We start from the raw sequence: 26,373 nt of genomic DNA on the forward strand, positions 1-26,373 counted from the left end.
GGGGGTGCCCCTGGTCGGCGGCCGCAAGCGCCCTGCCCCCGCAGATCCGGCCGTTCCTCCCCACAGCCGGGCACTCGCTCACAGCCAGCCCTTCTCCCTTGCTGTACGGACCGCCTCCGTTCGGTTTCTCACCGCCAGTTTGTGGATCGCCGTGGAGAGGTAGTTGCGGACCGTGCCCTGGGAGAGGTGCAGGGTCGCCGCCAGTTCGGCGTTCGTCGAGCCGTCCGCGGCCGCCCGGAGGACCTCGCGTTCGCGGTCCGTCAGCGGGTTGGCACCCTCGGCCAGGGCCGCTGCCGCGAGGATGGGGTCGATGACACGCTCGCCCGCCAGCACCCGGCGTACGGCGTCCGCCAGTCGGGCGGCCGGGGCGTCCTTGACCAGGAACGCGTCGGCGCCGGCCTCCATGGCGCTGCGGAGGTAGCCGGGGCGGCCGAAGGTGGTGAGGACGACCAGTTTCACGGCCGGGAGTGCCCGGTGGACCTCGGCGGCCGCTTCGATGCCGGTGGCACCCGGCATCTCGATGTCGAGGAGGGCCACGTCGATGTCGTGGGCGCGGGCGGCGGGGAGGACCTCGTCGCCCCGGGCCACCTGGGCCACGACCTCGATGTCCTCCTCCAGGCCGAGCAGGGCCGCCAGGGCCTCACGGACCATCGACTGGTCCTCTGCTAGCAGGACCTTGATCGTGCGGGTCATGCGCCGGATCCTACGTCCGGGGCAGGGGGTGCGGCGGGGGCTCTGGCCACCAGGCGGAAACCGTGCCGGGAGGGACCAGCCTCCAGGGTTCCGCCCACCTTCTCCAACCGTTCGGTGAGGCCCCGCAGACCGCTGCCGGGGGCCTCTCCGGGCGGGGCGCCCGGGGCGCCCGTGCCGTCGTCGTCCACGGTAAGTTCGAGAACCGGGCCGTCGAGGCTCTGGCGGCGGACGATGTCGACCGTGCAGTGGTGGGCGCCGCTGTGCCGTACGACGTTGGTGACGGCCTCGCGCAGGGCCCAGGCGAGGGCGGACTCGATGTCGTCGGAGACGTCGGTGAGGTCGGGGTCGGCGGCCGGCAGGTCGGCGGTGACGCCGGCGACCGACAGCGCGTCCCGGGCGCCCGCGAGTTCGGCGCCCAGGCGGGGGCGCCGGTAGCCGGTGACTGCCTCCCGGACGTCGACCAGGGCCTGGCGGCTGACCTGTTCGATGTCGGCGACCTGCTGGGCGGCCTTCTCGGGGTGGTCAGGGAGCATCCGGCCCGCCAGCTCGCTCTTGAGCGTGATCAGGGAGAGGGAGTGGCCGAGGAGGTCGTGCAGGTCCCGGGCCAGGCGCAGTCGTTCCTCGTTGGCGGCGAGCTGGGCGACCGTCGCCCTGGCCTCGCGCAGTTCCCCCGTCGTACGGATGAGTTCGCGGACGCCGGTCATCGAGAAGCCTCCGAGGAGCGCCGGGAGGAGCAGCGAGGCGAGGTAGGCCTCGCCGCCCGGTACGGCGAGGGCGATGGCTGTGAGCAGGGCGGACACCGCCGGGATGGTGAAACGGGCGAGCCGTAGCGGGAGGGCCGCGCCGGAGGCGACCGTCACGTAGACGAAGAGGACGAGCCACTCGCGACCGAGGGTGAGGGCGAGGATCGAGGACTGGGCGGTGAGGACGGCGAGCGAGCCGAGCACCGTGCCGACGATCTCGCGGCGGCCGGTACGGAAGATCAGGACGTAGTACCAGGCGACGAAGGCCACCAGGCCCAGCCAGCCGAGGACCCGGACTCCGTCGCTGTGGCCCCCGTGCAGCAGGTCGCTGACGGGGGCGCTCAGATAGGCGAGCCAGATCCCGGTCCAGAGGAACTTGATCGCCCTCTGTCTGCGGTTCTGCGGGCGCTGCCCGATTCCGACGGCACTCACGCCTTCCGCGTGTCCTTCCGGTAGAGCCAGGCCGCGCCGCCCGCGAACAGGACGAAGGAGACGGCCAGGACGACGAGGTCCTTGGCGTGCGGGGCCTGACTCTGTTCGATCGCCTGCCCCAGGGCGGCGTACGCGTGGGTCGGCACCCACTTCGCGATGTCCTGGAGCCACTCGGGGAACGTCGTCGTCGGCATCCACAGGCCGCCGAGCATCGACAGACCGAAGTAGACGATCATCGTGATCGGGCGTACCGCGTCCCCGGTGGCGAGGTAGCCGATGGCGACGCCGAGCGCGGCGAAGACGAGGCTGCCGGCCCAGATGGCGCCGGTGAGGGCGAGCCACTGCCAGGCGTCCAGGCGTACGTCCTTCACGGTGGCCGCCACCACGAAGACGATCACGATGGACGGCAGGCTGACCACCGCCGCGCTCGCGGTCTTCGCGAGGACGTAGCCGCGCCCCGGCAGCGTGGTGAGACGCAGTTGCCGTACCCAGCCGCCCTCGCGCTCCTTGGCGATGCGCTCGCTGTTGCCCATCAGGACGGCGGTCAGGGCGCCGAAGGAGGCCATGGAGACCATCATGTACGTCGGGAGGGTCAGACCGGTGTCACCGAGTTCGTCGGTGCTGCTCGCGCTGCCGGCGATGAGCAGGAACAGCAGCGACGGGTAGAGCACCGAGAAGAACATGGCCTTCCGGTTGCGCAGGGCGCGGACGAGTTCCAGCTTGATCAGGCTGTTCATGACTGCTGCTTCGCCTCCTGGGCGCTGGTGATCGCGACGAAGGCCTGCTCCAGGCCGAGGCCGGTGACTTCGAGGTTGCGGGGGCGGAGGCCGAGGCCGTAGAGGGCGTGGACGGTGGCGTCGGCGTCGGTGGACTGGATGCGGACGGTGCGGCCGGACACGTCGATCCTGGTCAGGTAGGGGAGGCCCCGCAGCCGAGGCTCGTCGGCCTGGCCCGCGGGCAGGTCGAACGAGATGCGGCGGGCGCCCGCCTTCGCCTTGATCTCGGCGGCCGTGCCGTCGGCCAGCAGTCGGCCCCGGTGCAGGACGAGGACGCGGTCGGCGATGGCGTCGGCCTCTTCGAGGTAGTGGGTGGCGAAGAGGACGGTGCGGCCCTGGTCGGCCTGTTCACGCATGGTGGCCCAGAAGGCCTGGCGGGCGGAGACGTCCATGCCTGTGGTGGGTTCGTCCAGGACGATCAGGTCGCTGTCGCCCGCCGTGGCGAGGGCGAAGCGGACACGCTGGGCCTGGCCGCCGGACAGCTTGTTCACCTTGCGGTGGGCGATCTGGGTGATCCCGGCGCGGGCGAGCACGTCGGAGACCGGGTACGGCCTCGGGTGCAACGCGCGGGCGAGGCGTACCAGTTCGGCGACCGTGACCTCGTCCATCAGGCCGCCGCTCTGGAGCATGGCGCCGACGCGTCCGGCGACGATCGCCTCACGGGGGCTGGTGCCGAAGACGCTGACCGTGCCGCTGTCGGCGCTCCTGAGGCCGAGCAGCAGGTCCAGGGTGGTGGACTTGCCGGCCCCGTTCGGGCCCAGCAGGGCCACGGTCTCCCCCGGGCGCAGCGCCAGCGTCAGGCCGTCCACTGCCCGGACGTCGCCGTACGCCTTCGTCACCTTGTCGAATCCCACCACCGTCGAGTCGGTGGCCGTTGTCGTGGTCGTCATGCGCACCATCGTCGGCGCACGGGGGGTGTCGTCGGCAGTGTCGGCGGTCCTGACCCCGACATGACAGAAGTCATACCCGTGGCAGTGACGGCATACGGCGAGGGGGCACCCGGCGCGTGCCGGATGCCCCCTCACCGATGCGATCGAGCGGCTAGCTCGGGTTCGTCTCGATGACCGCCGTGCGGTTCGTCTCGCTCTTCAGGGCGAGGCGGAGGGCACTGTAGACGTCCTCCACGGTGACCGGGGTCTTCTCGCCGTTGCCACGGGTGATGAGGACCTCGTCGAAGGTGCCGCCGTAGAGGTCCTTGAGGGCCTTCTCGTCGTAGGAGTCGACGAGCTTGCCGTCGACGGCCTTGACGGTGAGGAACTTCCACAGGGAGTTCTGCGGACTCAGCAGGACGCTGTGCGCGGCGTCCGTCTGCACGGTGACGCTGGCCGACATGGCCGGCTCCGCGAACTCCTTCATGAACCGGTCGACCTCGGCCTTGCTGACCGACGGCTCCTTGGTCGTGGTCGGCAGCGGCACCGCGGCGGCCTCGCCGGTCTCGACCTGGGTGCGGTAGGCCTTTTCGACGGCGGCGGTCGACTCGTCGACGTCGATGCCCTTGCCCGCCTTGCCGTAGACGGGCACGGCCTTGCCCGCCTCGTACTTGACGGTGCCGTCGCTCGCCGATCCGGAGCTGCCCGCGGCGCGCTGCAGAGCGGCCGCCAGCTTCTCCTCGTCGACGGGCATGACGGGCGCGACGACCCGCTTCTGGCCGAAGAGCGCGCCGATCACCGAGACGGGGTTGTAGTCGCTGACGGCGGCGGCGCTGACCGTGGCCTGCTTGTCGAACTGCAGTCCTGCCTGGTCGGGCTTGAGCGAGACGGTCTCGCCGTCGACCGTGAGCTTCAGCGCCTCGTTCGTGCTCCTGCCGAAGGCCTCGTCGAGCTTGTTGACGGCCTCGTCGCGGGTGCTGCCGCCGATGTCGACGCCGAGGACGGTGGTGCCCTTGGGGACGTCGGAGTGGTTCAGCAGCAGACCGGCGCCGTAGACACCGCCGCCGAGGACGACCACACCGCCGAGGAGCAGCCCGAGCTTGCTGCGGCCCTTCTTCTTGGCCGGCTTCGCCGCCTTGCCGTTCTTCCCGGAGCCGGCCTTCTGCCCCGGGCCGGGGTCGGGCAGCTTCGGCGGGGTGTGCCGCACCGCGCCTTCGGGGCCGCCCGTGCCGAACGGCGCGCCCTGGGAGCCGGGAGGCACTACCGGGATGCCGCTGGTGAGGGTGTGCCCGGAGGGGTTGTCGACGACGGGGCCGGAGCCGCCGTAGCCCGGGGTGCCCGGTTCGGGGGCGGGCCGCTGCGGGGTGAGGACGGCGGTGTCGTCGCTGAGGCCGCCGCCGGGGCGGGCGTAGGCGCCGGGCGCGGAGAAGTCCGCTCCGGGGCCGGAGAAGTCGGCGCCAGGGCCGCCGAAGGGGCTGCCCGGGCCGGTCTGGCCGCCCTGGCCGGGGGGCGGGCCGAGCGGGCTGTCACCGGTGACGGGGCCGCTGGTGGGGCCCGCGGGGCCGGAGCCGCCGTTCGGGCCGCCGTGGCCGAGCCCGGCGCCGCTGTCGGAGAAGTACGGCAGGTCGTCGCGCTCGGGCTTGGTGCCGGCCAGCGCGGCCGAGACGTCGAAGGAGCCGGTGCCGCCGCCGTGGCCGGGAGCGACCGGCTGGGCGCCGGTGGCACCGGGGAGCCCGGCGCCGTTCGTACCGCCGGGCCTGGGGCCGGTGCCCGCTCCGGGGCGGGGGCCACCCGGCTGTGCGGTGCCGGGGCCGCCGGACAGCGGACCCGCTCCGCCCTGGCCGCCGGGGCGGGCGCCCGTGCCTGGGCCGGCCGGCGCGCCGGAACCGGGGGCTCCGGTCATCGGGCCCGTGGTGAACCCGGCCCCGTTGCTGCCGCCCGGGACCTTGGGCGGGGCCGAGCCCTTGCGGGGCGCGAACCAGTCGCTGGTGGGCTTGTCGTCGGCCGGTGCGGCCGGCTCCGGCGCGAGGGGCGGGGTGTCCGTGAACACGGGCATGGCCGTGGTGCCGGTGGTCTCCGACTCGGATCCGGCGTCCTCCGACGCGGCCTCGCCGTCACCGACGGGCTTGCGCACGACCACGGGCGGGATGGGACGCGACCCGGGAATGTTGATCCGGACCCGCGTCGTCAGTGTGGTCTCGGTCTTCGGTCCGTCCGGTCGCTCGCCGGCGGCCGACCGGGCCGCGTCGGCACCGGCCTCGGTGGCCATGGGCGTGCCGTACGGCGGTGTCCCCGACGGGTACGCGGTGCTGCCGCGCCCATTGGCCCCGGAGGACGAAGTGTCAGTTTCACGACTCAAGGCAGGTTCTCCCGGTTTGCTCCGCCGCCCGTCACGACCTCAACTCAGCGGGCAGCTCGGCGGCGCACACCACCATACTGGCCACTTCCGGCGCGTATCCCACGACCGCGTGGGAAACCCGCACCGGCCCCGCACCCGCGTACTGCGGCGAAGTGGTACGTCACTTGCCAAGTCGGGCGTCGGGCCCGCTCGGTTGCCGTCCCCACCCAAGGGTGGCGCACATCACAGCCACGGCCATGCCGCCGAGCAGGAACAGATACGAGCCCGCTCCCGCACCGAACAGGAAGTCGCCCTCCGGCCGGGTGGAGGTGAGCAGGATGACGGAGATCGTCCATCCGGCGGCCGGCGCAACGGCCCCCGCCCTGCCGCCCATCGCCCGCGCGCCCCCCAGGAAGAGCCCGGCCGCGCCCAGCAGCGCGAGCAGCAACCCGCCGGGGAACCAGGCGGGTTGGACCAGCCCGCCGGCCGCGCCGACCACGGCTCCCAGCACGAAGAGCCCCAGGTGGGCGGCGGCCCGCCCGAGTGGGGGCAGCGTCAACGGCTGCGCGAGCGCGCTGCCTTGCCCGCCGGAGGGACGGTCGGTCGACTTCATCGCCGGCCCTCCTCTCGGCGGGCACCGAAGCGCACGGCGCCACGGGCGCCGAAGCACATCGCCCGGCGGGCGCGGGAGCGCACCACTCGTCTGTCATACACATGCGTACGCATCACAGGGCCGTTCCGTTCTGAGATTCCTCGAAAGACTCCAAAGAAATACCGGGAATCCCCTCGAACAAGTCGCTCTCCCGGCTCCCTCCCGCGCGTCTGCCACGCACCAACTCGTAGTACTCGGTGGTCAGGAGGGGTTGCGCCAGTTGGTTGGAGAGGGCGAAGTACGGTTCGGCGACCTCGATCTGGGTGGCGTGCGCGCGCATCGCCGCGACCTTCGCTGCCGCGAAGCCGGTGCCGTCGATCTCGGTGGTGACGACGTGGTCGTCGACCACTCCGGGCACGTCGGTGACGGCCGCGGCCCTCCGGAACGGAAGACGGCCGGGCTCGGCCAGGTCGCGGTGGAGCCGGCCGAAAGCCTCCAGGAGTACACCGCGCGGCACGCGGTTCCAGTAGACCTTCGCGATCTCCCAGGGCTCGCCCAGCTCGGGCCGGAAGTCCGGCTCGGCGCTCAGGTCGGCGGCGCGCATGGCGACGCGGTGGGCCCGGATGTGGTCGGGGTGACCGTAGCCGCCGTCGGGGTCGTAGGTGACGAGGACCTGGGGGCGCGCCTCGCGGACCACCCGGACCAGGTGGGCGGCGGCCTCGTCGAGGTCGGCGGACCAGAAGGCGCCGGACCGCTCGTTCTGCTCGGCGCCCATCATTCCGGAGTCGCGGTAGCGTCCGGGGCCGCCGAGGAAGCGGTGGTCGGTGACGCCGAGCTCCTTCATGGCCTCGGCCAGTTCGCCGACCCGGTAGGGGCCCAGCTCGTCGTCCCGGTCGGGCGCGAGATGGGCCAGCTGCGGCGGGATGACCTCACCCTCTTCACCGAGGGTGCAGGTCACCAGCGTCACCCGCGCTCCCTCGGCCGCGTACTTGGCCATGGTCGCGCCGTTGTTGATCGACTCGTCGTCCGGGTGCGCGTGCACCAGGAGCAGCCGGCGAGCGGAGCGAGATGGGTGTCCCCCCGTCCGCAGACCGGGGGAGGGCAGATCCGTCATGGACCCACCCTACGAGGCGCCCGGCCCCGCCGGTGCCGGGCATCGGCTCGCACGGGAACGATCGGCCGCGGGGGTCGCGGGCCTGGTGGGACAGGCCCTGGGAGAGGCCCCGGCGGCCGGGGGCGTCAGAACTTGATGCTGCCGATCATGCCCGCGATGTTGGTCGTCAGCTCGCTGATCGTCGGCGCGATGGTCGAGGAGGCGAGGTAGAAGCCGAGCAGGATGCAGATGATCGCGTGTGGTGCCTTCAGCCCTGACTTCTTGATCAGGATGAAGACGATGATCGCCAGCAGCACCACCGCCGAAATCGAGAGTGCCACGGCGGCTCACCTCCAAAAGTTCCCTGGGACCTGGGGAGCGAAGCAGTTGTCGAAGGATGACGGCGGAGCCGACGTCAACCGATGACGTGGGTGACGCAGTTGTGAATCCGTACAGCGGCCAGCAGGTTCATACCCACTCACCGGTAGTGATCATAACTATCCATACGCGCGCATCGATCGGCGCACGGCCGCACAAGGGGGCGCATGGCCAATATGGTCGGACCATGACGACCCGACCCGAGTCCTTCCCCCGCCGACACGCCCGGACGCAGCGTTTCTCCCTCGGCGCGCCGCGCGCCTTCTCCGTCGCGCCGGACGGTTCCCGCGTGGTCTTCCTGCGGTCCCCGTCAGGCTCCGAACGGGCCAACAAGCTGTGGGTGCTGGACCTCCCGGACGGTGGCGAGCGGATCGCGGCGGACCCGGTCGCGTTGCTCGGCGGTTCCTCGGAGGAGTTGTCGGCCGAGGAGCGCGCCCGCCGTGAACGCAGTCGTGAGGGCGGCGCGGGGATCGTCGGCTACGCGACCGACGCGGCCGTGGAGTTGGCCTCTTTCGCCTTGTCAGGGCGGCTGTTCGTGGCCGAGTTGCGGGCCGGGACCGCCCGGGAACTGGAGGTCCCCACACCGGTGATCGACCCCCGGCCCTCCCCGGACGGCCGGTACGTCGCCTACGTCGCCCGGGGTGGGCTGCGGGTCGTCGGGGCGGAGGGCGGCGGCGACCTGGGGCTCACCGAGGAGGGGACGGAGAACGTCTCCCACGGGCTGGCGGAGTTCATCGCGGCCGAGGAGATGGGCCGTTCCCGTGGTTTCTGGTGGTCGCCCGACTCGGACCGACTGCTGGTGGCCCGCGTGGACGACACGCCGGTGCGCCGGTGGTGGATCTCGGACCCCGCGCAGCCGGAAAGGGACCCGCAGCGGGTGGCCTATCCGGCGGCGGGATCGGCCAACGCGGAGGTACGGCTCTTCGTGATCGACCTCTCGGGGACCCGCACGGAGGTGGTGTGGGATCGGGCGCGGTACCCCTATCTGGCGCATGTGCACTGGTCAGCGGCGGGGGCGCCGCTGCTCCTTGTGCAGGCGCGGGACCAGCGCAGCCAGTTGTTCCTGGCCGTGGACCCGGACACGGGGGCGACCCGGATGGTGCACGCCGACGAAGATCCACATTGGCTTGATCTTTTCGCCGGGGTGCCCTCATGGAGTCCGTCGGGGCAGCTCGTGCGTGTCGCGGACGAGGGCGGCGCGCGGGTGCTGGCGATGGGTGCACGGCCGCTGACGGGACCGCAGTTGCACGTCCGCGCGGTGCTCGACGTGTCCGACGACGACGTGCTGGTCTCGGCCTCGGCCGGCGAGTCGGCCGAGGCCGATCCGGAGATCGGGGAGATCCACGTCTACCGCGTGAACGAGCTGGGCGTGGAGCGGGTCTCCGAGGAGCCCGGGGTGCACTCGGCGGTGCGCTCGGGGGGCGTGACCGTGCTCCTCTCGGCCGTTCCCGGGAAGGCGGGCGCCCAGGTACAGGTGCTGCGGGACGGCAAGAGGGTGACGACCGTGGCGTCCTATGCAGAAGACCCCGGTATGTCCCCGCGCGTGCGGTTCACACAGGGGGGCGCACGCCGCGTACCGTGCGCCCTGCTTATGCCGAGGGACTACGACGGGGACACACCCCTACCGGTCCTCATGGACCCCTACGGCGGCCCCCACGGTCCCCGGGTGCTCGCCGCGCACAACGCGCACCTCACCTCCCAGTGGTTCGCCGACCAGGGCTTCGCGGTGGTGGTCGCCGACGGGCGCGGCACCCCCGGCCGCTCCCCCGCCTGGGAGAAGGCGATCGACGGCGACTTCACGCTCTGTCTGGACGACCAGGTGGACGCGCTGCACGATCTCGCCGAGTCGTATCCGCTGGACCTCTCCCGGGTGGCGATCCGCGGCTGGTCGTACGGCGGCTGGCTGGCGGCCCTCGCGGTGCTGCGCCGCCCGGATGTCTTCCACGCGGGCATCGCCGGCGCCCCCGTCACCGACTGGCGGCTGTACGACACGCACTACACGGAGCGGTACCTGGGCGATCCGTCGGCCGATGCGGCGGCGTATGCGAAGAGTTCCCTGGTGGCGGACGGCGGGCTGTCCGCCCCGGCCGAGCCGCACCGCCCGCTGATGATCGTGCACGGCACCGCCGACGACAACGTCGTCTTCGCCCACGCCCTGCGCCTGTCCTCCGCGCTCCTCGCGGCCGGCCGGCCCCACGAGGTCCTGCCGCTCTCCGGGGTCACCCACATCACCCCGCAGGAACAGGTGGCGGAGAACCTGCTGCTGCTCCAGGTGGACTTCCTGAAGCGGTCGCTGGGACTGCGGTAGTCGCGGGCGCACGGCAACGGGCCGGGGCTACATGGCGAGCCCCGGCCCGTTTACGGCACCCGCACGGCCGTACGTTGATCAGGTTCGCGCGTCCGTATATCGGAACGGGGTCGGCGAAGTTGCCTGCGTGTTAACGCGGTTGGTGCCGATTTGTAGGGTTATTCCGCACGATCTGTATGATCGTCCGCCGATCCGCCGCCCGGTCCGTCCGCCGGGACCACCTGCTTCTCCTCCGCGAAGTGGCAGGCCGAGTCATGGGCCGCCGGTCCGGTCGTGAGCCGGAACTCCGCCGGGACCGCGAGCAGCGGCACCTCCAACGCGCACCGCTCCCGGGCCTTCCAGCAGCGGGTGCGGAAGCGGCACCCGGACGGGATCGCGGTCGGGGAGGGCACATCACCGAAGAGGATGATCCGCTCGCGGTGTTCGCGGGCCTCCGGGTCCGGAACGGGCACGGCGGACAGCAGCGCCTGGGTGTAGGGGTGCGTCGGGTGATCGTAGATCTCGGCGTCGCGGCCGATCTCCACGATCCGCCCGAGGTACATGACACCGACCCGGTCGGAGATGTGCCGCACGATCGACAGGTCGTGCGCGATGAAGACGTACGACAGTCCGAACTCGCCCTGGAGCCGGTCCAGCAGATTGATGACCTGGGCCTGGACGGAGACGTCGAGGGCGGAGACGGGTTCGTCCGCGACGATGACCTCGGGGCGGAGCGCCAGCCCCCGGGCGATGCCGATGCGTTGACGCTGGCCGCCGGAGAACTGGTGCGGATAGCGGTTGATGTACTCGGGGTTGAGGCCCACCACGTCGAGGAGTTCCTGCACCCGGCGCCGGCGGTCCCCCTTGGGCGCGACCTCGGGATGGATGTCGTAGGGCTCCCCGATGATGTCGCCCACGGTCATCCGGGGGTTGAGGGAGGTGTACGGGTCCTGGAAGACCATCTGGATGTTGCGGCGGACGGCCTTGAGGGCCTTGCCGGAGAGTTTGGTGATGTCCTCGCCCTTGTACTTGATCGACCCGGCGGTGGGACGCTCCAGATGGACGAGCATCTTGGCGACCGTCGACTTGCCGCAGCCGGACTCACCGACGATGCCGAGGGTCTCCCCCTTGGCGAGTGTGAAGTCGACGCCGTCGACGGCCTTGACCGCACCGATCTGCTTCTTGAACAGGATGCCCCGGGTCAGGGGGAAGTGCTTGACCAGTCCACTGATCTCGATGATCGGCTCGGTCGTCGGCGCGGTCGTCGGAGCGGTCATCGGCTCACCCATGGAGACACTCCCGCCAGAAGTGACAGGCACTCATCCGGATGCCGTCGGCCGGCTCCACGTCGTACAGCGGCGGTACCTCGGTCCGGCACAGGTCGCGGGCCATCGGGCACCGGGGGTTGAAGGCGCAGCCCGAAGGGATGTCCATCAGGTTGGGCGGCAATCCCTTGATCGCGTACAGCTCCTGGCCCTTCTGATCGAGGCGGGGAATGGAATCGAGGAGTCCGCGCGTGTAGGGGTGGGCCGGCGCCTTGTAGATGTCGTGGACCGGTGCCGACTCGACGATGCGGCCCGCGTACATGACGGCGATGCGGTCGGCGACGTCCGCGACCACGCCGAGGTCATGGGTGATGAGGATGAGGCCCATGTTCAGCTCGCGCCGGAGCTCCGCGAGGAGGTCCATCACCTGGGCCTGGACGGTGACGTCCAACGCCGTCGTCGGTTCGTCGGCGATGATCAGCGCAGGTTCCAGGGCCAGCGCCATGGCGATCATGATGCGCTGGCGCATTCCGCCGGAGAACTGGTGGGGGTAGTCCCGGACCCGCTCCTTGGCGGCCGGGATACGGACCCGGTCCATCAGCTCGACGGCCCTGGCGCGGGCGTCCTTCTTCGTCATGCCCCGGTGCACGACGAACATCTCGCCGAGCTGGTCGCCGACGCTCAGTACGGGGTTCAGGGACGACAGCGCGTCCTGGAAGATCATCGCCATCCCGGCGCCGCGGATCTTCCGCCGCTCCTCCTCCTTGAGCTTCAGCAGGTCCTGGCCCCGGAAGAAGATCTCGCCGGCTGTGATCCGGCCCGGAGGCATGTCGAGGATGCCCATGATCGCCTGCGCGGTCACCGACTTGCCCGAGCCGGACTCACCGAGCACGGCCAGGGTCTGCCCCTCGTCCACGCCGTACTCGACACCGTTGACGGCCTTGGCGACCCCGTCCCGGGTCCGGAACTCCACGTGCAGATCACGCACTTCGAGCAGCATGGGGGCGGCTCACCTCAGCTTCGGGTCGAGGGCGTCGCGCACCGCGTCGCCGAGCATGATGAACGCGAGGACGGTGATGGCCAGGGCTCCCGAGGGCCACAGCAGCGCGTGCGGGGCGTTGCGGATGTAGGGGGAGGCGGCGGAGATGTCGATCCCCCAGGAGACGCTCGGCGGTTTCAGGCCGACGCCGAGGTAGGACAGGGTCGCCTCCAGGGCGATGTACGTGCCGAGGGCGATGGTGGCCACGACGATGACCGGGGCGACCGCGTTCGGGGTGATGTGCCGCAGCAGTACGCGGGAGTGGGAGGCGCCGAGGGCGCGGGCGGCCTGGACGTAGTCGTTCTGTTTGGCGGTGATGACGGAGCCGCGGGCGATGCGGGAGATCTGCGGCCAGCCCAGCAGCACCATGAAACCGATCACCGGCCAGATGCTGTTGTTCGTGACGACGGACAGCAGCACCAGGCCGCCGAGGACCACCGGGATGGCGAAGAAGACGTCGGTGATCCGGGACAGGATCGAGTCCCAGAACCCGCCGAAGAACCCGGCGAGCCCGCCGAGCACCGACCCGAGGACCGCGACGCCGAGCGTGGCGCAGACGCCGACGGCGATCGAGACGCGCGCCCCGTAGACGGTGCGGGTGTAGACGTCGCAGCCCTGCCCGTCGTACCCGAAGGGGTGTCCGGGCTGCGCTCCCTCCTGGGCCTTGGCCAGGTCGCACTTGAGCGGGTTGCCGGAGGCGATCAGCGACGGCCACAGGGAGATGACGACGAGGAAGCAGATCACCAGGGCCGAGATGATGAAGACGGGGTTGTGGCGCAGGTCGCGCCAGGCGTCGGACCAGAGGCTGCGGGGCTTGCCTGAGGGGCCGCCGTCGCTCGGGGCGGCCGGGCCCTTCTCCAGGGTCTCGCCCTCGGTGGTGGCCAGGTCCATCGCGCCTCCCATCCCGGTCGCGGCGATCGCACCGCCCTCCGCCCCGCGGCCGCCGCCCGAGACGTGCGGCTGAGGGAGCTGCGGCTCAGGCATAGCGGATCCTCGGGTCGAGTACGGCGTAGAGGAGGTCGACGAGCAGGTTGGCGAGCAGGAACACCAGGACGAGGACGGTCACGAAGCCGACGACGGTCTGGGTGTTCTGGCGGAGGATGCCCTGGTAGAGCTGGTAGCCGACGCCGTGGATGTTGAAGATCCGCTCGGTGACGATCGCGCCGCCCATGAGGGCGCCGATGTCGGTGCCGATGAAGGTGACCACGGGGATCAGGGAGTTCCGCAGGAGGTGTTTGCGGATCACCCGGTGCCGGGGCAGGCCCTTGGCGACGGCGGTGCGGACATAGTCGGCGCGGGCGTTCTCGGCGATGGACGTGCGGGTCAGCCGGGTGACGTACGCGAGGGAGACGGAGGCGAGGACGAGCCCTGGCACGATCAGCTCGTCGAAGGGCGCGTCGGAGGAGACCGAAGGACGGATCCAGCCCCACTCCACACCGAGCAGGAGCTGGAGGAGCAGACCGGTGACGAAGGTGGGGACCGAGACGACGACCAGGGTCACCAGCAGCGCCCCGGTGTCCACGGGCCGCCCTCGCCGCAGCCCCGTGACGACACCGAGGGTGATCCCGATGACGATCTCGAAGAGGATCGCGACGATCGTCAGCCGGATGGTGACCGGGAAGGCCGTGCCCATCAGCTCGGTGACCTCCTGCCCGTTGAACGCGGTGCCGAAGTCGCCGGTGAAGACGTTGCCCATGTAGGTCAGGTATTGCTGCCAGACGGGCTTGTCGAGACCGAACTCCCGGCGCAGCTGGGCGGCCGTCGCCGGATCGCACTCCCGGTCGCCGCAGAGGCCGGCGATGGGGTCGCCCATCACGTTCACCATCAGGAAGATCAGGAGGGTGGCGCCCACGAACACCGGGATCATCTGCAGCAGGCGCCGGGCGACGTACCGTCCCACGGGAGGTCAGCTGACCTTGATCCGGTCGTACACCGGCACGCTGAACGGGTTCAGGGACACGTCGGAGAGGCGCTCGGAGTAGCCGGCGCTGCCGTTCTGGTACCAGAGCGGGATCGCGGCCATGTTGTCCCGCACGACCTCCTCGGCCCGCTGGAACGTCTCCACGGCCTTCGCCGTGTCGGACTCGGCGTTGGCCTCGTCTACGAGCTTGTCGAACTCGGCGTTGGTCCACTTGCCGTCGTTGGAGGAGGCGTTGGTGTAGTAGAGCGGCTGGAGGAAGTTCTGGATGAGCGGGTAGTCCATCTGCCAGCCGGCGCGGAACGGGCCGCTCATCTTGCGGTCGGTGATCTGGTTGCGGAAGTCGGCGAAGGTGCCGACCGGGTTGCCGACGCACGCCTTGTCGTTGTCCAGGGCGTTGTTGATGGAGTTGCAGACGGCGTCGACCCACTGCTTGTGGGAGCCGGTGTCCGCGTTGTACGTGATCTTGACCTGGCCGCCGGGGAGCCCGCCGCCCTCCTGGATCAGCTTCTTGGCCGCGGCCGCGTCGTACTCGCAGGCGTCACCGCACAAACCCTCCTTGTAGCCGCCGTCCTCGCCGAGAACGGGTGAGGTCCAGTCGGTGGCGGGGGTGCGGGTCCGCTGGAAGATGGTCTCGGTGATCTGGTCGCGGTCGATCGCCCGGGACAGGCCCTCGCGGACCTTCTCCATTCCGTCCTTGCCCCAGTTCCTGTCGTAGTAGGGGAAGGCGAGCGTCTGGATGATGCCGGCCGGGGTGTTGATGTACCGGTCGCCGAGGTCGGCCTCGACGTTCTTCAACTGGGCGGCGGGGACGTCGTCGACGAGGTCGAGGTTGCCGGCCATCAGATCGGTGTAGGCGGTGTTGTTGTCGGTGTAGACCTTCAGGTCCACACCGCCGTTCTGCGCCTTGTCCTCGCCGGGGTAGTCGTCCCACTTCCGCACCGACAGCTGGGCACCCTTGGTGTACGACTCGACGGCGTACGGGCCGTTGCCCACGGGCTTGGCCAGCCAGGAGTCGTGGTCGGTGAAGAACGACCGCGGCAGCGGGGCGTAGGCGTTGTAGCCGAGGGTGTCGGGGAAGGTCGAGAACTTCTGGGTGAGTCTGACCGTGAAGGTGTTGTCGTCGACGACCTTCAGCCCGGAGAGGGTGTCCGCGGTCTGCTTGCTGCCGTCGTCGGGGTGCGTCTTGTCGTAGCCCTCGATGTACTCGAAGAAGTACGCGTTGCGCTGGTTGTTCTTCAGGCTCGCCCCGTAGTTCCAGGCGTCCACGAAGGACTTGGCGGTGACCTTCTCACCGTTGCTGAAGGTCCAGCCGTCCTTGATGGTGATGGTGAAGTTCTGCGAGTCGGTCGTCTCGATCCTCTCGGCGAGCATGTCCTTGGCCTCACCGGTCTCGGGGTCGTACCGCTTCAGCCCGCGGAAGATCATGTCGAGCACCTTGCCGCCCTGCACCTCGTTGGTGTTGGCCGGCTCCAGCGGGTTCTGGGGGTCGCCCCAGGAGGAGCTGAGCACGGCGGCGCCGTCACCGCTGCCGCTGCCGCCGTTGTCGTCCCCTCCCCCGCAGGCCGTCGCGGCGAGAGCGACGGCCGCCGCGCCGGCGATCCATCGGGCGTGCGTGGCTCCGCGCATGGGGTGCCTCCTCGTGAGTGAACCGTTATCGGCCAATATCGGGGCATCTGGGGTGAGACGCATGTCTGAGAGGGCCGGATGGGGGTGCGGGAGGGGGTGCGGTAAGGGCGGGAGGGGCCCGGGTGCGTCCGGTGGGGGTGCGTGCGGGTGCGTGCGAATGGGGGCGCACAGGTGAGGGTGGGGGCACGGGCGGGTGGGAGCACGGGGCGCAGCCCCTGCTTCTCAGGGGCTGCGCGGAACTGTGCGAGCAACCACACACCACCCGACCCGCCGACGCACCCGCGCCCCCGAGCCCGACCGCGAAAGCCAAAAAACCCCGAAGATCCGGTAAGAGGAGGGTTCGACCCAGTAAGAGCGGGGTCGGGAATGCCCCTCTCCTTGGTCAAGGCCGTCAACAACGCATTGACCGGGGAGCGCGGCGAGTTGAAGGGTCACGTCATGGGGACCTCACCTATGCCCTTGGCCACCGCGCCACCCCGGCCCGTCGGCGGCACCAGTTCACCCGCCCGGATCGCCTGGCGGCGGTTCCGCCGGGACCACGCCGGCGTCGTGTCCGCGTACATCGTGCTGTTGTTCTTCGCCGCCGGCATCGCCGCCCCGCTGATCGCGAGGGCGTACGGCAAGGACCCGTACACGACGTACGGGCAGAACCAGCCGGGCCTGCTGAACCAGTTCGGTTTCCCGATCGCGCCGAACGGCGGGGTGAGCGGCGACTTCTGGTTCGGCGTAGAACCGCAGCTCGGCCGGGACGTCTTCACCCTCCTCCTCTACGGCATCCGCAACTCGCTACTGATCGCCACGGCGACGACCCTGCTGGTCACGGCGCTCGGCATCGTGGTCGGAGTGACGGCGGGCTATCTCGGCGGCCGGATCGACAACGTCGTGGGCCGGATCGTCGACATCCTGCTGGCCTTCCCCTCCACGCTCTTCTTCATCGCCATGTGGCCGGTGTTGCTCTCGATCCTGGTCCCGCCCGACGAGAACACCCCGACCTGGCTGACGGTGGTGAGCCTGATCGCGGTGATGACGGCGTTCGGCTGGGCCCCCATCGCCCGGTTGCTGCGCGGTGAGGTCCTCGCCCTGCGCGAGCGGGAGTTCGTGGAAGCGGCCAAGGTCACCGGCGCCTCCCCCGCCCGTATCGTCTTCCGGGAGCTGCTGCCCAACCTGTGGACACCGGTGCTCATCCAGGCGACGCTCGCGCTGCCCATGTACGTCACCACCGAGGCGGCCCTCGCCTTCCTCGGGGTCGGGCTCAGCGACCCGACCCCCGACTGGGGCGTGATGATCCAGCGTGGCGCGCAGGTCTACCAGAGCGACATCACGTACATGCTCTTCCCCGGCCTGTCGATGGTGATCTTCGTGATCGCCTTCAACCTCCTCGGCGACTCGGTCCGCGACGCGCTGGACCCGAAGACGAGGTCCTGACGGCGACCGAACGACGGCCCCCTCCCCCTTTCCCGGTCAGCGGCACAACGCCCGACCTCACCTCCCCTCTCCCGGTCAGCGGCACAACGCCCGACCTCCCCCTCCCCTCCCTTCTCCCTGATTCAGGCAGGACAGACACCATGTCGATCTCCCGCAGGAACTTCGTCATCGCGAGCTCGGTCGCGGCCGTCGGCGGCTCGCTGGTCCTCAGCGCGTGCAGCAGCGGCGGGGGCGGTACGGCGGGGAGCGGGTCGGCGACCGGCTCCTCCACGTACTCCAAGGTCACCGTCGGCACCGCGGCGGACTCCACCGGCCCGGCCCCGGAGATCCCGGGCGCGCGCAAGGGCGGGACGATCAACCCGATCGGTCCGGACGACTTCTCCCACCTGGACCCGCAGCGGATCTACTTCGCCTGGAACTCCACGGTCGCGAACCTCTACGTCCGCTGCCTCACCGGCTACAAGATCGCCTCCGACGGTTCCATGAAGCTCGTGGGCGACCTCGCCACCGACACCGGCACCATGTCCGACGGGGGCAGGACCTGGACGTTCACCCTGAAGGACGGCCTGAAGTGGGAGGACGGCAGCGAGCTGACCGTGGACGACGTACGCCACGGCATCGAGCGGGGCTTCGCGAGCTTCACCACCGAGGGCGCCACCTACGTCCAGACCTGGCTGACCGGCTCCCACGACTTCCGGTCGGTCTACAAGGGCCCCTACGGCGGCGAGCACCTCCCCTCCGTCGTCACGGACACCGCGAAGAAGACCATCACCTTCCAGCTGAAGACGGCCCGCCCGGACCTCAACTGGGCGCTGGCGATGCACTCCTACGGGGCCGTGCCGGTCGCGCACGACAGCAAGGAGAACTACGACAAGGACCCGGTCTCCTGCGGCCCGTACCGGATCAGGCAGCACTCCGTCGACAAGTCCCTGACGCTGGTGCGCAACACCCACTGGGACCCGGCGACGGACCCGATCCGCAACGCCTACCCGGACTCCGTCGTCTTCGAGTTCGGCCCCGAGGCGCTCCCGGCCACCGACCGGCTGATCGCCGACGCGGGGAGCGACCAGTACGCGGTCATGGCGTACAGCGGGGTGCCCGCCGAGCGCATCCAGAAGGTGATCAGCGACGCGGACCTGCGTTCCCGCAGCATCAACGGCCTGCTCACGGGCCTGTACTACTACGCCGTCAACTGCCGCCGCATCAAGGACGTCCGCGTCCGTCAGGCCCTCAACCACGCCTGGCCCCTGGAGCAGATCCGCTCCATCTACGGCGGCCCGTCGGCCGGTGACTACGCGACCACCATCCTCAGCCCGGACATCGCGGGCCGGGTGAAGTTCGACGTCTACGGGAAGCTGAAGAACCCGCGCGGCGACACGGCCAAGGCCAGGTCCCTGCTCAAGGAGGCCGGCAAGCTCGGCCAGAAGATCGTGTACACCTATCCGCAGGGCGCCAACGACGCGTACGACAAGACGAAGGTCGTCATCGTCAACGCCTTGAAGGAGGCGGGCTTCGACCCGGTCGTCAAGCCGGTGGAGTCGACGAGCTACTACGACCAGGTCGGACAGATCGACAACCAGTTCGATGTGATGTGGTACGGCTGGTCCCCGGACTGGCCCGCCGCCTACACCCTCATCCAGCCGCTCTTCGACGGCACCACGATCGCCGACGATGCCCCCAACGTCTCCCAACTGAACGTCAGTTGGGTCAACAGTGCCATCAAGAAGGACTCCACCATCACGGACACCGTGAAGGAGAACGCGGCCTGGGCCGCCCTCGACAGGGCGATCATGAGCAAGGAGGCGCCGATCATCCCGGAGACCTACCAGCGGCGTTACTACCTGTACGGCTCCAAGGTCGGCGGCGCCGAGTTCGACCCTCTGTTCTCGGCGTTCCTCATCCACAAGCTGTACGCCAAGGCCTGAGCCGACCCGGGACCCGAACAGCCATGCTCCGCTTCGTCGCACGCAGGACGCTGAGCGCGCTGCTGATCCTGCTGATCATCAGCGCCCTCACCTTCCTCCTCTTCTACGTCGCCCCGCGCGACCCCGCCCGCGCCGCCTGCGGCAAACTGTGCACCCCGCAGACGCTCGCGCTGGTCCGGCACAACCTCGGTATCGACGACCCGCTGCCGGTCCAGTACGGGCACTGGCTGGCGGGGGTGTTCGTGGGCCGCGACTACGCCGGGCTCGGCCCCTGCCCGGCCCCCTGCCTCGGCTACTCCTTCACCAACCACGAACCGGTCCTCGGCCTCATCACCGACCGCTTCCCGACCACGCTCTCCCTCGCCCTCGGCAGCACGGTGGTCTTCGTGGTGTTCGGCGTGGGCACGGGCATGATCGCGGCGGTGGCGCAGGGCCGGGCCCTGGACAAGATCGCCTCGTCGGCGTCCCTGGTCGGCTCCTCGCTCCAGATCTACATCGTCGGCGTGGTGGCGATGTACTACCTCTCCGACCAGTGGGGCCTGCTCCCCCGCCCCTCGGACGCCGTGGGCTTCGCCCAGGACCCGCTGAGCTGGTTCAAGGGTCTCCTCCTGCCCTGGCTGGTCCTCGCGATCATCTTCACCGCCAACTACACGAGGATGACCCGCTCCCAGCTCGTCGAGACCCTCGCCGAGGACTACGTCCGCACGGCCCGCGCCAAGGGCATGTCCCGGCCCACGGTCTTCTTCCGGTACGCCTGGCGCGGCGCCATGGGCCCCATCGTCACCATCCTCGGCCTCGACCTCGGCTACCTCCTGGGCGGCGCCATCATCACGGAGGAGACCTTCGGCCTCCACGGCATCGGTGCCCTCTCCATCAAGGCCGTCCGCGACAACGACCTGCCCCTGCTCCTGGGAGTGGTGCTGGTCGCCGCGGCCGCGATCGTCGTCGCGAACATCGTGGTGGACGCGGTGTACGCGCTGATCGATCCTCGGGTGCGGCTGGCGTAGGGCCGCGGGAGGCACGGACCGGCCGGAGGGGTCAGCCCAGTTCCCCGCGCTCCACGCAGAACTCGTTGCCCTCGGGGTCTGCCATGAGGACCCAGCCGCCGCCGTCGGGGCGGGTGTGGTCGGAAACCACCCGGGCGCCCAGCGAGAGCGCCCGCTCGACCTCCTCGGCGCGGGTGCGGCCGTGCGGCTTCAGGTCGAAGTGGACCCGGTTCTTCACCGCCTTGGCCTCCGGCACCCGGACGAACAGCAGCCTGGGACCACCGGCGGGATCAGCGATCAGCGCCTCCGGGTCACCGGGCTTGTCGTCGTCGGCGAGCGGTCGGCCGAGCAGCTCGCTCCAGAACAGGGCGACGTCGTACGGGTCGCCGGTGCAGTCGAAGGTGACGCTGTGGATGGCCGGGTGGGTGAGGCTCAACTGGGGTCTCCGTCGTGAGTCGGTGGTCATCGGTCGGTGCCGTGAGTCGGCGGACACACGCCGGCCTTCCTACGCCGTGGTCGCCGAACCGTGGTGTCCGCGCGGGTCGGCTCGACAGCGCCGAGATCAGCGCCCCAGCGTCCCGCCCCCGGCCACGGGCACGCCACCGGATTTCCCCGACACAGCAGCGGCGCTCGTTCTCGCCGTACGGGCGACGGCTCAGACCTCGGCCGCCATCCCTGGTCGTCGACCCCGCGCCGATGACCGAGGCCGCTGGCATGCCACAAGCCGGCAACGCCGTGGTGCCCCCATGGAACGGCCGGTGTCCCGGCGCGCGGAGCACGATCGCTCCGTTCGCCGGGACACCGGCCAGGCCTTCGGGAAGGCTGCTCCGCCGACGTGACATGTCGCGCCGGTCAGTCCTTGCTGATCTCCCCGGTGGCCGCGTTCTTCTCCAGCGCCTTCAGCGCCGGGTCCAGCACGACATCCTCGCCCCGGGCCTCCGTCGTCGGCTCCTCCGGGAAGTGGCAGGCCGTCAGGTGGCCGTCACGGTTGCCGGAGATCTGGACCAGCGGGGGCTCCTCGCTCGCGCACTTGTCCTGTGCCTTCCAGCAGCGGGTCCGGAAACGGCAGCCGGACGGCGGCGAGATCGGCGAGGGCACGTCGCCGTAGAGGCGGATCCGTTCCCTGTCCTGGCCCTCGTCGTCGATCTCCACTTCGGGGACCGCGGAGAGCAGGGCGTGGGTGTAGGGGTGACGGGGCCGGTTGTAGATCGAGTCCCGGTCGCCGACCTCCACCACCTTGCCGAGGTACATCACGGCCACGCGCTGCGAGAAGTGCCGGACGATGGCGAGGTCGTGGGCGATGAACAGGAAGGCGATGCCCAGCTCCTGCTGGACCTGCTGGAGCAGGTTCACCACCTGGGCCTGGATCGACACGTCCAGCGCGGAGACCGGCTCGTCCGCCACGATCAGCTTCGGGTTCAACGAGAGGGCACGGGCGACACCGATGCGCTGGCGCTGCCCGCCGGAGAACTCGTGCGGGAAGCGGTTGTAGTGCTCGGGGTTGAGGCCGACCAGTTCCAGGAGCTCGCGGACCTTCTTCTCCCGGCCCCCCTCCGGCTCGATCCCGTTGACCTCCATCGGCGACTTGATAATGGAGCCGACCGTCTGCCGCGGGTTCAGCGAGGAGTACGGGTCCTGGAAGATCATCTGGATCTCGGACCGGACGGGCGCCAGTTGCCTGCGCGAGGCGTGCGAGATGTCCTTGCCCTGGTACCTGATCGTGCCGGCCGTCGGCTCCATGAGCCGGGTGATCAGCCGGCCCGTTGTCGACTTGCCACAGCCCGACTCGCCCACCAGGCCGACGCTTTCGCCGACACCGACGGTCAGATCGACACCGTCGACCGCCTGGACGGCGCCGACCCTGCGCTTGATCGGGAAACCGCCGTAGATGGGGAAGTGTTTGGTCAGGCCCTGGACCTCGAGAAGGGCTTCCTTCGCGGTGTCGGCGGGGCCCTGCTGTGCGGGGAGGGTGAGGTTGTCGCTCATGATCTCGGTTCTCCCTAGCGCAGCCGGGGCTGGATCTTGTCGATGAAGATGGTCTGCTTCTGCTCCGCGGTCAGATGGCACGCGGAGGCGCGGCCCTCACCCAGCGGGGGGCGGGAGTCGGTGCACAGGGTGCCGACGACCTCGCCGGTGAAGGCGCACCGGGGGTGGAAGGGGCAGCCGGAGGGTGGGTTGAGCAGCGAGGGCGGGGAGCCCGGGATCGGCGTCAGCATCTCGTGGATGTCGCCGTCCAGGCGCGGCATCGAGCTCAACAGGCCCCAGGTGTAGGGGTGCTTGGGGGCGCGCAGCACTTCCTTGACGCTGCCGCGCTCCACGGCGCGGCCCGCGTACATCACCAGCAGATCGTCGGCCATGTTCGAGATGACGCCGAGGTCGTGGGTGATGAAGATGATCGCGGAGCCGAACTCCTGCTGGAGGTCCTTGAGCAGGTCGAGGATCTGGGCCTGCACGGTCACGTCGAGCGCCGTCGTCGGCTCGTCGGCGATCAGCAGATCGGGGTCGCACATCAGCGCCATGGCGATCATCGCGCGCTGGCGCATACCGCCGGAGAACTGGTGCGGGTAGTCGTCGAAGCGCACCTTGGGCTGGGGGATGCCGACCTTCTCCAGCATCTGGATCACCCGGGACTTGGCCTCCTTCTTGGAGGCTCCGGTGTGCTTCATGAACGGCTCGGACAGCTGCCGGCCCACCGTGTAGTAGGGCGACAGAGCCGTCAGCGGGTCCTGGAAGATCATCGCCATCTTGTTGCCGCGGAGCTGCTCCAGCTCCTTCTCCGTGGCGGTGACGAGTTCCTTGCCGTCGAGGACGATCTCGCCGTCGACGGTGCTGGTCCGGGGGTTGTGCAGGCCCAGGATCGTCAGGTTGGTGACGGACTTGCCGGAGCCCGATTCGCCGACGATGCCCAGGGTCTTGCCGCGCTCGACATCGAAGGAGAGCCCGTCGACGGCCTTGACGATGCCGTCCTCGGTGGAGAACTGCACCCGCAGGTCACGGACCGAGAGGAAGCTCTCGGGCCCGGTCGGGGCCGGGGCGTCCTCGGTCTTGGTCAGTGTGGTCACGGTGGTTCGTTCTTCCTAGGAGAGCCGGACGCGCGGGTCGATGTAGGCGTACGCGATGTCGGTCAGGATGTTCACGATCAGGATGAAGAAGGCTCCGAACATCATGACTCCCATCGTCAGCGGGAGGTCCTTGGAGCCGGCGCCCTCCACAGCCAGGCGTCCGATGCCCTGGAGGGAGAAGGTGATCTCAGTGACGACGGCACCGCCGAGCATGGAACTGATGTCGATGCCCAGGACGGTGACGATCGGAATCATCGAGCCGCGCCAGGCGTAGCGGAAGAAGACGTACTTCTTCGGCATGCCCTTGGCACGAGCCGTGCGGACGTGCTCCTCCGCAAGCTGCTCGATCATGGCGGCACGCGCCATACGCGTGTACTGCGCGGTGAAGATGGTGGCCATCACGACCACGGGGATGGACATGCCGATGAACCAGCCGGCCGGGTCCTCGGTGATGGGGACGTACTTCGGATCCTCCATCCAGCCCGTGCTGTAGACGAAGATGATCAGCACGATCGGGCCAAGGAAGTAGATCTGGAAGGAGCTGAGCACCATCGAGGTGCCGGTGGCCACCTTGTCGAGCATGGAGCCGCGCCGGTAGGCGGCGAGCATGCCCGCCCCCACTCCGATGATGAGGAAGCAGACGGCGCCACCCACGGTGAGCGTGAGGGTGGTCGGGAAGCGGTCCATGATCGTGTCCCAGACCATGTCGCCCGAGTGGAACGACTGGCCGAGGCACGGAGCGGCGCAGTGGCCGTCCGGGAAGTCACGGCCCATCACGATGCCGGACATGAACTGCCAGAACTGGGTCGCGATGGGGAGGTTGAGGCCGAGCGCCTCGCGGATGTCCTGCAGTCTCGAGGCGGAGCAGTCCCTGCCACAGGCCAGCGAGGCGTAGTCGGACGGCGCGGCGACGAACAGGAAGAACGTGGCGGCGCCGATGAGGAACAGGGTGACGACGGCACCGGCCAAGCGCCGGATGATGAACTGAAGCATGGCGGGGAGGCTGCTCTCTGCAGAGAGGGTGGACGGTTTCACGGAACCGCGGGAGTGCGCTCCGCCTGGTGCGCACCCCCGCGATCAGCCGTAGCGAGTTACGACTTCAGGAACAGGTTGTTGACGTCGATGTAGCTCGACTCGGTGCTGTAGCGGGCACCGCCGATGTTCGACCCGTAGAGCTGGAACTGCTTCGTGTACCACAGCGGAGCGGCCGGGTTGACCTTCTCCAGGATGTACTTGTGCGCTTCCTTCCAGGTCGCGGCAGCCTCGGTCGGCTCCTGGGTCAGAGCCTTGTCGATGAGCTTCTGGACCTCGGGGTCCTTGATGTGCGAGTAGTTCGACTGTCCGTCACCGACGAGCGAGGGGTCGTATACCGGCGTCACGACCGTGGCCGGGGACGGCCAGTCCTGGCCCCAGCCGGTGATGTAGATGTCGTACGGGTTCTTGACCTTGCCGATCTGCTCGTAGTAGCTGGCGGCGTCGACCTCCTTGGAGACGACGTCGATGCCCACCTTGCCCAGCGCGTCCTCGATGGCGACCTTGCGCTTCTGGCCCTGCTCGGTGTTGCCGTAGGCGAAGACGAGCTTCTTCTCGGCGGCCGGAACGTCCTTCAGGAGCTCCTTGGCCTTCTCGATGTTGCCCTGCGGCGTCTTCAGACGGCCGTAGGGGTCGTAGTCCTTCTCGTAACCCGGCAGAGTCGGGGCGAACAGGTTGGGGGCGACGTCACCGCCGTACGCACCGCCCTCACCGGCGATGAGCGACTTGGAGTTCACCGCGTAGGTGACGGCGTCACGCACGGTCTTGTTCTTGACGCGGTCCAGGTTGAACGTCAGCTGCATGACGTAGGGCTGGTAACCCTTGATCGTGCGCTTGTTGATGGCAGGGTCGCTGATGACGTCCTGGATCTGGGTGGACTCGACGCTGCCGGTGAACTGGATGGCGTTCTTGGAGACGCCCTGGTCCGCGATCAGACGCTTGGTCTGAGTGGACTCGGTGACGCCGAAGTCGACGTTCCAGCCGTCCACGTACTGGTGACGCACGGAGTCGCTCTTCGGGTCCCACTGGTCGTTCTTGACCAGCTTGAGGGACTTGCCGACCTTGTACTCGGAGATCTTGTACGGGCCGAGGGAGACCGGGGCCTTGTCGTACTTCTCCTTGGTGTCGGTCTTCTCCGGGACGATGGAGTAGCCCGGCATGGCCAGCGTCTGGGGGAAGTCCGGACGCGCGGTGTCGAAGTGGAAGACGACCGTCTTGTCGTCCGGCGTCTCCAGGACGGAGTCGGGCAGGTGCTTCTCACCGTAGCCGCCGTCCGGCAGCAGCTTGCGCGGGTCGTCCTTGTACTGGTTCCCCGCGAGCCAGGACCGGATGTAGGGCGGGCCGTCGAAGATGAACTTCGCGAACTGGCGCTCGAAGGTGTGGCGGACGTCGGCCGAGGTGATCTCGTTGCCGTTCTGGTCCTTGATGCCGTCCTTCAGCTTGTACGTCCAGGTCTTGCCGCCGTCGGAGGACTGGCCCGAGTCGGTGGCGACGTCACCGACCACGGAGACGCCGCCCTTGCCGTCCTCCTTGAAGTTGGTCAGCCCGCGGAAGATCAGGTTGGAGATCTGGCCGGCGTCGGAGACGTAGATCTGCCCCGAGTCCAGGTGGGACAGGCCCGCCTCCTGGTAGACCTGGATCGTGCCACCCGCCTTTGCACCCGCCACTTCCGCGGCCGGTCCGGTGGAGGCCGCCGCGTCGCCATAGGTGACGGGCTTGGACTGCGCCGACGCCTCCTTCTGGTCCTTCTTCGAGTCCTTGTTGGTGCTCGTGCCCTTGTTCTCGGAGCAGCCGGTGAGCGCGAGGGAGCCGGCCGCGAGGGCGACGACTATGGCTCGCGCTCTACGCGAGGTGAGCGACTTCATGACGGTGTATGCACCTACCTGTCGGT

General features: G+C 69.6%; 22 protein-coding genes. 4 read left to right on the forward strand and 18 right to left on the reverse strand.

Features of this window, described 5'->3' with window-relative positions; genetic code table 11:
• Nucleotides 1-78: 78 nt before the first annotated feature.
• The 8 genes from ACFY9I_RS34940 to ACFY9I_RS34975 all read right to left on the reverse strand — a co-directional run bounded on the left by ACFY9I_RS34940 (nt 79) and on the right by ACFY9I_RS34975 (nt 7,877).
• Nucleotides 79-693 carry a response regulator gene (locus ACFY9I_RS34940; protein WP_391009103.1) on the reverse strand — a complete coding sequence of 205 codons (615 nt, stop codon included), beginning with the start codon at nt 691-693 and terminating at the stop codon, nt 79-81.
• On the reverse strand, nt 690-1,868 hold the full coding sequence (locus ACFY9I_RS34945) for a histidine kinase (RefSeq protein ID WP_391009106.1): 1,179 nt from the start codon (nt 1,866-1,868) through the stop codon (nt 690-692). The genes ACFY9I_RS34940 and ACFY9I_RS34945 overlap by 4 nt, the downstream gene beginning before the upstream one ends.
• Nucleotides 1,865-2,605 carry an ABC transporter permease gene (locus tag ACFY9I_RS34950; RefSeq protein ID WP_391009108.1) on the reverse strand — a complete coding sequence of 247 codons (741 nt, stop codon included), beginning with the start codon at nt 2,603-2,605 and terminating at the stop codon, nt 1,865-1,867. Before ACFY9I_RS34950 ends, ACFY9I_RS34945 begins: the two co-directional genes overlap by 4 nt.
• A complete protein-coding gene (locus ACFY9I_RS34955; protein WP_391009111.1) occupies nt 2,602-3,543 on the reverse strand; it encodes an ATP-binding cassette domain-containing protein in 942 nt (313 codons plus the stop codon). Before ACFY9I_RS34955 ends, ACFY9I_RS34950 begins: the two co-directional genes overlap by 4 nt.
• A 142-nt stretch (nt 3,544-3,685) precedes the next feature.
• Entirely contained in the window at nt 3,686-5,782 is a 2,097-nt protein-coding gene (locus tag ACFY9I_RS34960; RefSeq protein ID WP_391009114.1) for a hypothetical protein, read from the reverse strand.
• A 250-nt stretch (nt 5,783-6,032) separates the two neighbouring features.
• Nucleotides 6,033-6,464 carry a DUF6113 family protein gene (locus tag ACFY9I_RS34965; protein WP_391009117.1) on the reverse strand — a complete coding sequence of 144 codons (432 nt, stop codon included), beginning with the start codon at nt 6,462-6,464 and terminating at the stop codon, nt 6,033-6,035.
• A 112-nt stretch (nt 6,465-6,576) separates the two neighbouring features.
• Nucleotides 6,577-7,557, reverse strand: coding sequence for an N-acetyl-1-D-myo-inositol-2-amino-2-deoxy-alpha-D-glucopyranoside deacetylase (gene mshB / locus ACFY9I_RS34970; protein ID WP_391009120.1), 981 nt, complete (start codon nt 7,555-7,557; stop codon nt 6,577-6,579).
• A 125-nt stretch (nt 7,558-7,682) separates the two neighbouring features.
• Entirely contained in the window at nt 7,683-7,877 is a 195-nt protein-coding gene (locus ACFY9I_RS34975; protein ID WP_005480627.1) for a hypothetical protein, read from the reverse strand.
• A gap of 224 nt (nt 7,878-8,101) precedes the next feature.
• On the opposite strand from ACFY9I_RS34975, the gene ACFY9I_RS34980 reads away from it, so the two are divergent.
• Nucleotides 8,102-10,222 carry a prolyl oligopeptidase family serine peptidase gene (locus ACFY9I_RS34980; RefSeq protein WP_391009123.1) on the forward strand — a complete coding sequence of 707 codons (2,121 nt, stop codon included), beginning with the start codon at nt 8,102-8,104 and terminating at the stop codon, nt 10,220-10,222.
• Nucleotides 10,223-10,380: 158 nt separating this feature from the next.
• On the opposite strand, the gene ACFY9I_RS34985 is transcribed toward ACFY9I_RS34980, so the two are convergent.
• Genes ACFY9I_RS34985 through ACFY9I_RS35005 form a run of 5 tightly spaced genes read right to left on the reverse strand, consistent with a single transcriptional unit; the run spans nt 10,381 to nt 16,052 of the window.
• Nucleotides 10,381-11,490, reverse strand: a complete 1,110-nt coding sequence (locus ACFY9I_RS34985) for a dipeptide ABC transporter ATP-binding protein (protein ID WP_391009126.1) — start codon at nt 11,488-11,490, stop codon at nt 10,381-10,383.
• On the reverse strand, nt 11,483-12,466 hold the full coding sequence (locus tag ACFY9I_RS34990; RefSeq protein WP_391009129.1) for an oligopeptide/dipeptide ABC transporter ATP-binding protein: 984 nt from the start codon (nt 12,464-12,466) through the stop codon (nt 11,483-11,485). Before ACFY9I_RS34990 ends, ACFY9I_RS34985 begins: the two co-directional genes overlap by 8 nt.
• Before the next feature lie 9 nt (nt 12,467-12,475).
• Nucleotides 12,476-13,489, reverse strand: a complete 1,014-nt coding sequence (locus tag ACFY9I_RS34995) for an ABC transporter permease subunit (RefSeq protein ID WP_391009131.1) — start codon at nt 13,487-13,489, stop codon at nt 12,476-12,478.
• Nucleotides 13,482-14,405, reverse strand: coding sequence for an ABC transporter permease subunit (locus ACFY9I_RS35000; RefSeq protein WP_391009134.1), 924 nt, complete (start codon nt 14,403-14,405; stop codon nt 13,482-13,484). Before ACFY9I_RS35000 ends, ACFY9I_RS34995 begins: the two co-directional genes overlap by 8 nt.
• 6 nt (nt 14,406-14,411) lie before the next feature.
• Nucleotides 14,412-16,052 (reverse strand): ABC transporter substrate-binding protein, encoded by a 1,641-nt coding sequence (locus tag ACFY9I_RS35005; protein ID WP_391009137.1) that lies wholly within the window; start codon nt 16,050-16,052, stop codon nt 14,412-14,414.
• Between the two features lie 438 nt (nt 16,053-16,490).
• On the opposite strand from ACFY9I_RS35005, the gene ACFY9I_RS35010 reads away from it, so the two are divergent.
• From ACFY9I_RS35010 to ACFY9I_RS35020, 3 genes are all read left to right on the forward strand, one after another.
• Complete coding sequence (locus ACFY9I_RS35010; protein WP_391009277.1) at nt 16,491-17,477, forward strand: ABC transporter permease subunit; 987 nt, start codon at nt 16,491-16,493, stop codon at nt 17,475-17,477.
• Between the two features lie 140 nt (nt 17,478-17,617).
• Nucleotides 17,618-19,402 (forward strand): ABC transporter substrate-binding protein, encoded by a 1,785-nt coding sequence (locus tag ACFY9I_RS35015; RefSeq protein WP_391009140.1) that lies wholly within the window; start codon nt 17,618-17,620, stop codon nt 19,400-19,402.
• 23 nt (nt 19,403-19,425) lie between these two features.
• On the forward strand, nt 19,426-20,409 hold the full coding sequence (locus ACFY9I_RS35020; protein WP_391009142.1) for an ABC transporter permease subunit: 984 nt from the start codon (nt 19,426-19,428) through the stop codon (nt 20,407-20,409).
• Between the two features lie 31 nt (nt 20,410-20,440).
• On the opposite strand, the gene ACFY9I_RS35025 is transcribed toward ACFY9I_RS35020, so the two are convergent.
• From ACFY9I_RS35025 to ACFY9I_RS35045, 5 genes are all read right to left on the reverse strand, one after another.
• Nucleotides 20,441-20,824: a VOC family protein gene (locus ACFY9I_RS35025; protein WP_391009145.1), complete on the reverse strand. Its 384-nt coding sequence runs from the start codon at nt 20,822-20,824 to the stop codon at nt 20,441-20,443.
• Between the two features lie 416 nt (nt 20,825-21,240).
• A complete protein-coding gene (locus tag ACFY9I_RS35030; protein ID WP_391009147.1) occupies nt 21,241-22,374 on the reverse strand; it encodes a dipeptide ABC transporter ATP-binding protein in 1,134 nt (377 codons plus the stop codon).
• A 14-nt stretch (nt 22,375-22,388) separates the two neighbouring features.
• The gene (locus tag ACFY9I_RS35035) at nt 22,389-23,450 is read right to left on the reverse strand and encodes an oligopeptide/dipeptide ABC transporter ATP-binding protein (RefSeq protein ID WP_391009150.1); all 1,062 of its coding nucleotides are present in this window, start codon (nt 23,448-23,450) and stop codon (nt 22,389-22,391) included.
• 15 nt (nt 23,451-23,465) lie between these two features.
• Entirely contained in the window at nt 23,466-24,443 is a 978-nt protein-coding gene (locus ACFY9I_RS35040) for an ABC transporter permease subunit (RefSeq protein WP_391009153.1), read from the reverse strand.
• A gap of 98 nt (nt 24,444-24,541) precedes the next feature.
• Entirely contained in the window at nt 24,542-26,347 is a 1,806-nt protein-coding gene (locus ACFY9I_RS35045) for an ABC transporter substrate-binding protein (protein ID WP_391009156.1), read from the reverse strand.
• Nucleotides 26,348-26,373 lie beyond the last annotated feature (26 nt).

This window comes from Streptomyces sp. NPDC012510, assembly GCF_042955065.1.
GTDB lineage: Bacteria > Actinomycetota > Actinomycetes > Streptomycetales > Streptomycetaceae > Streptomyces.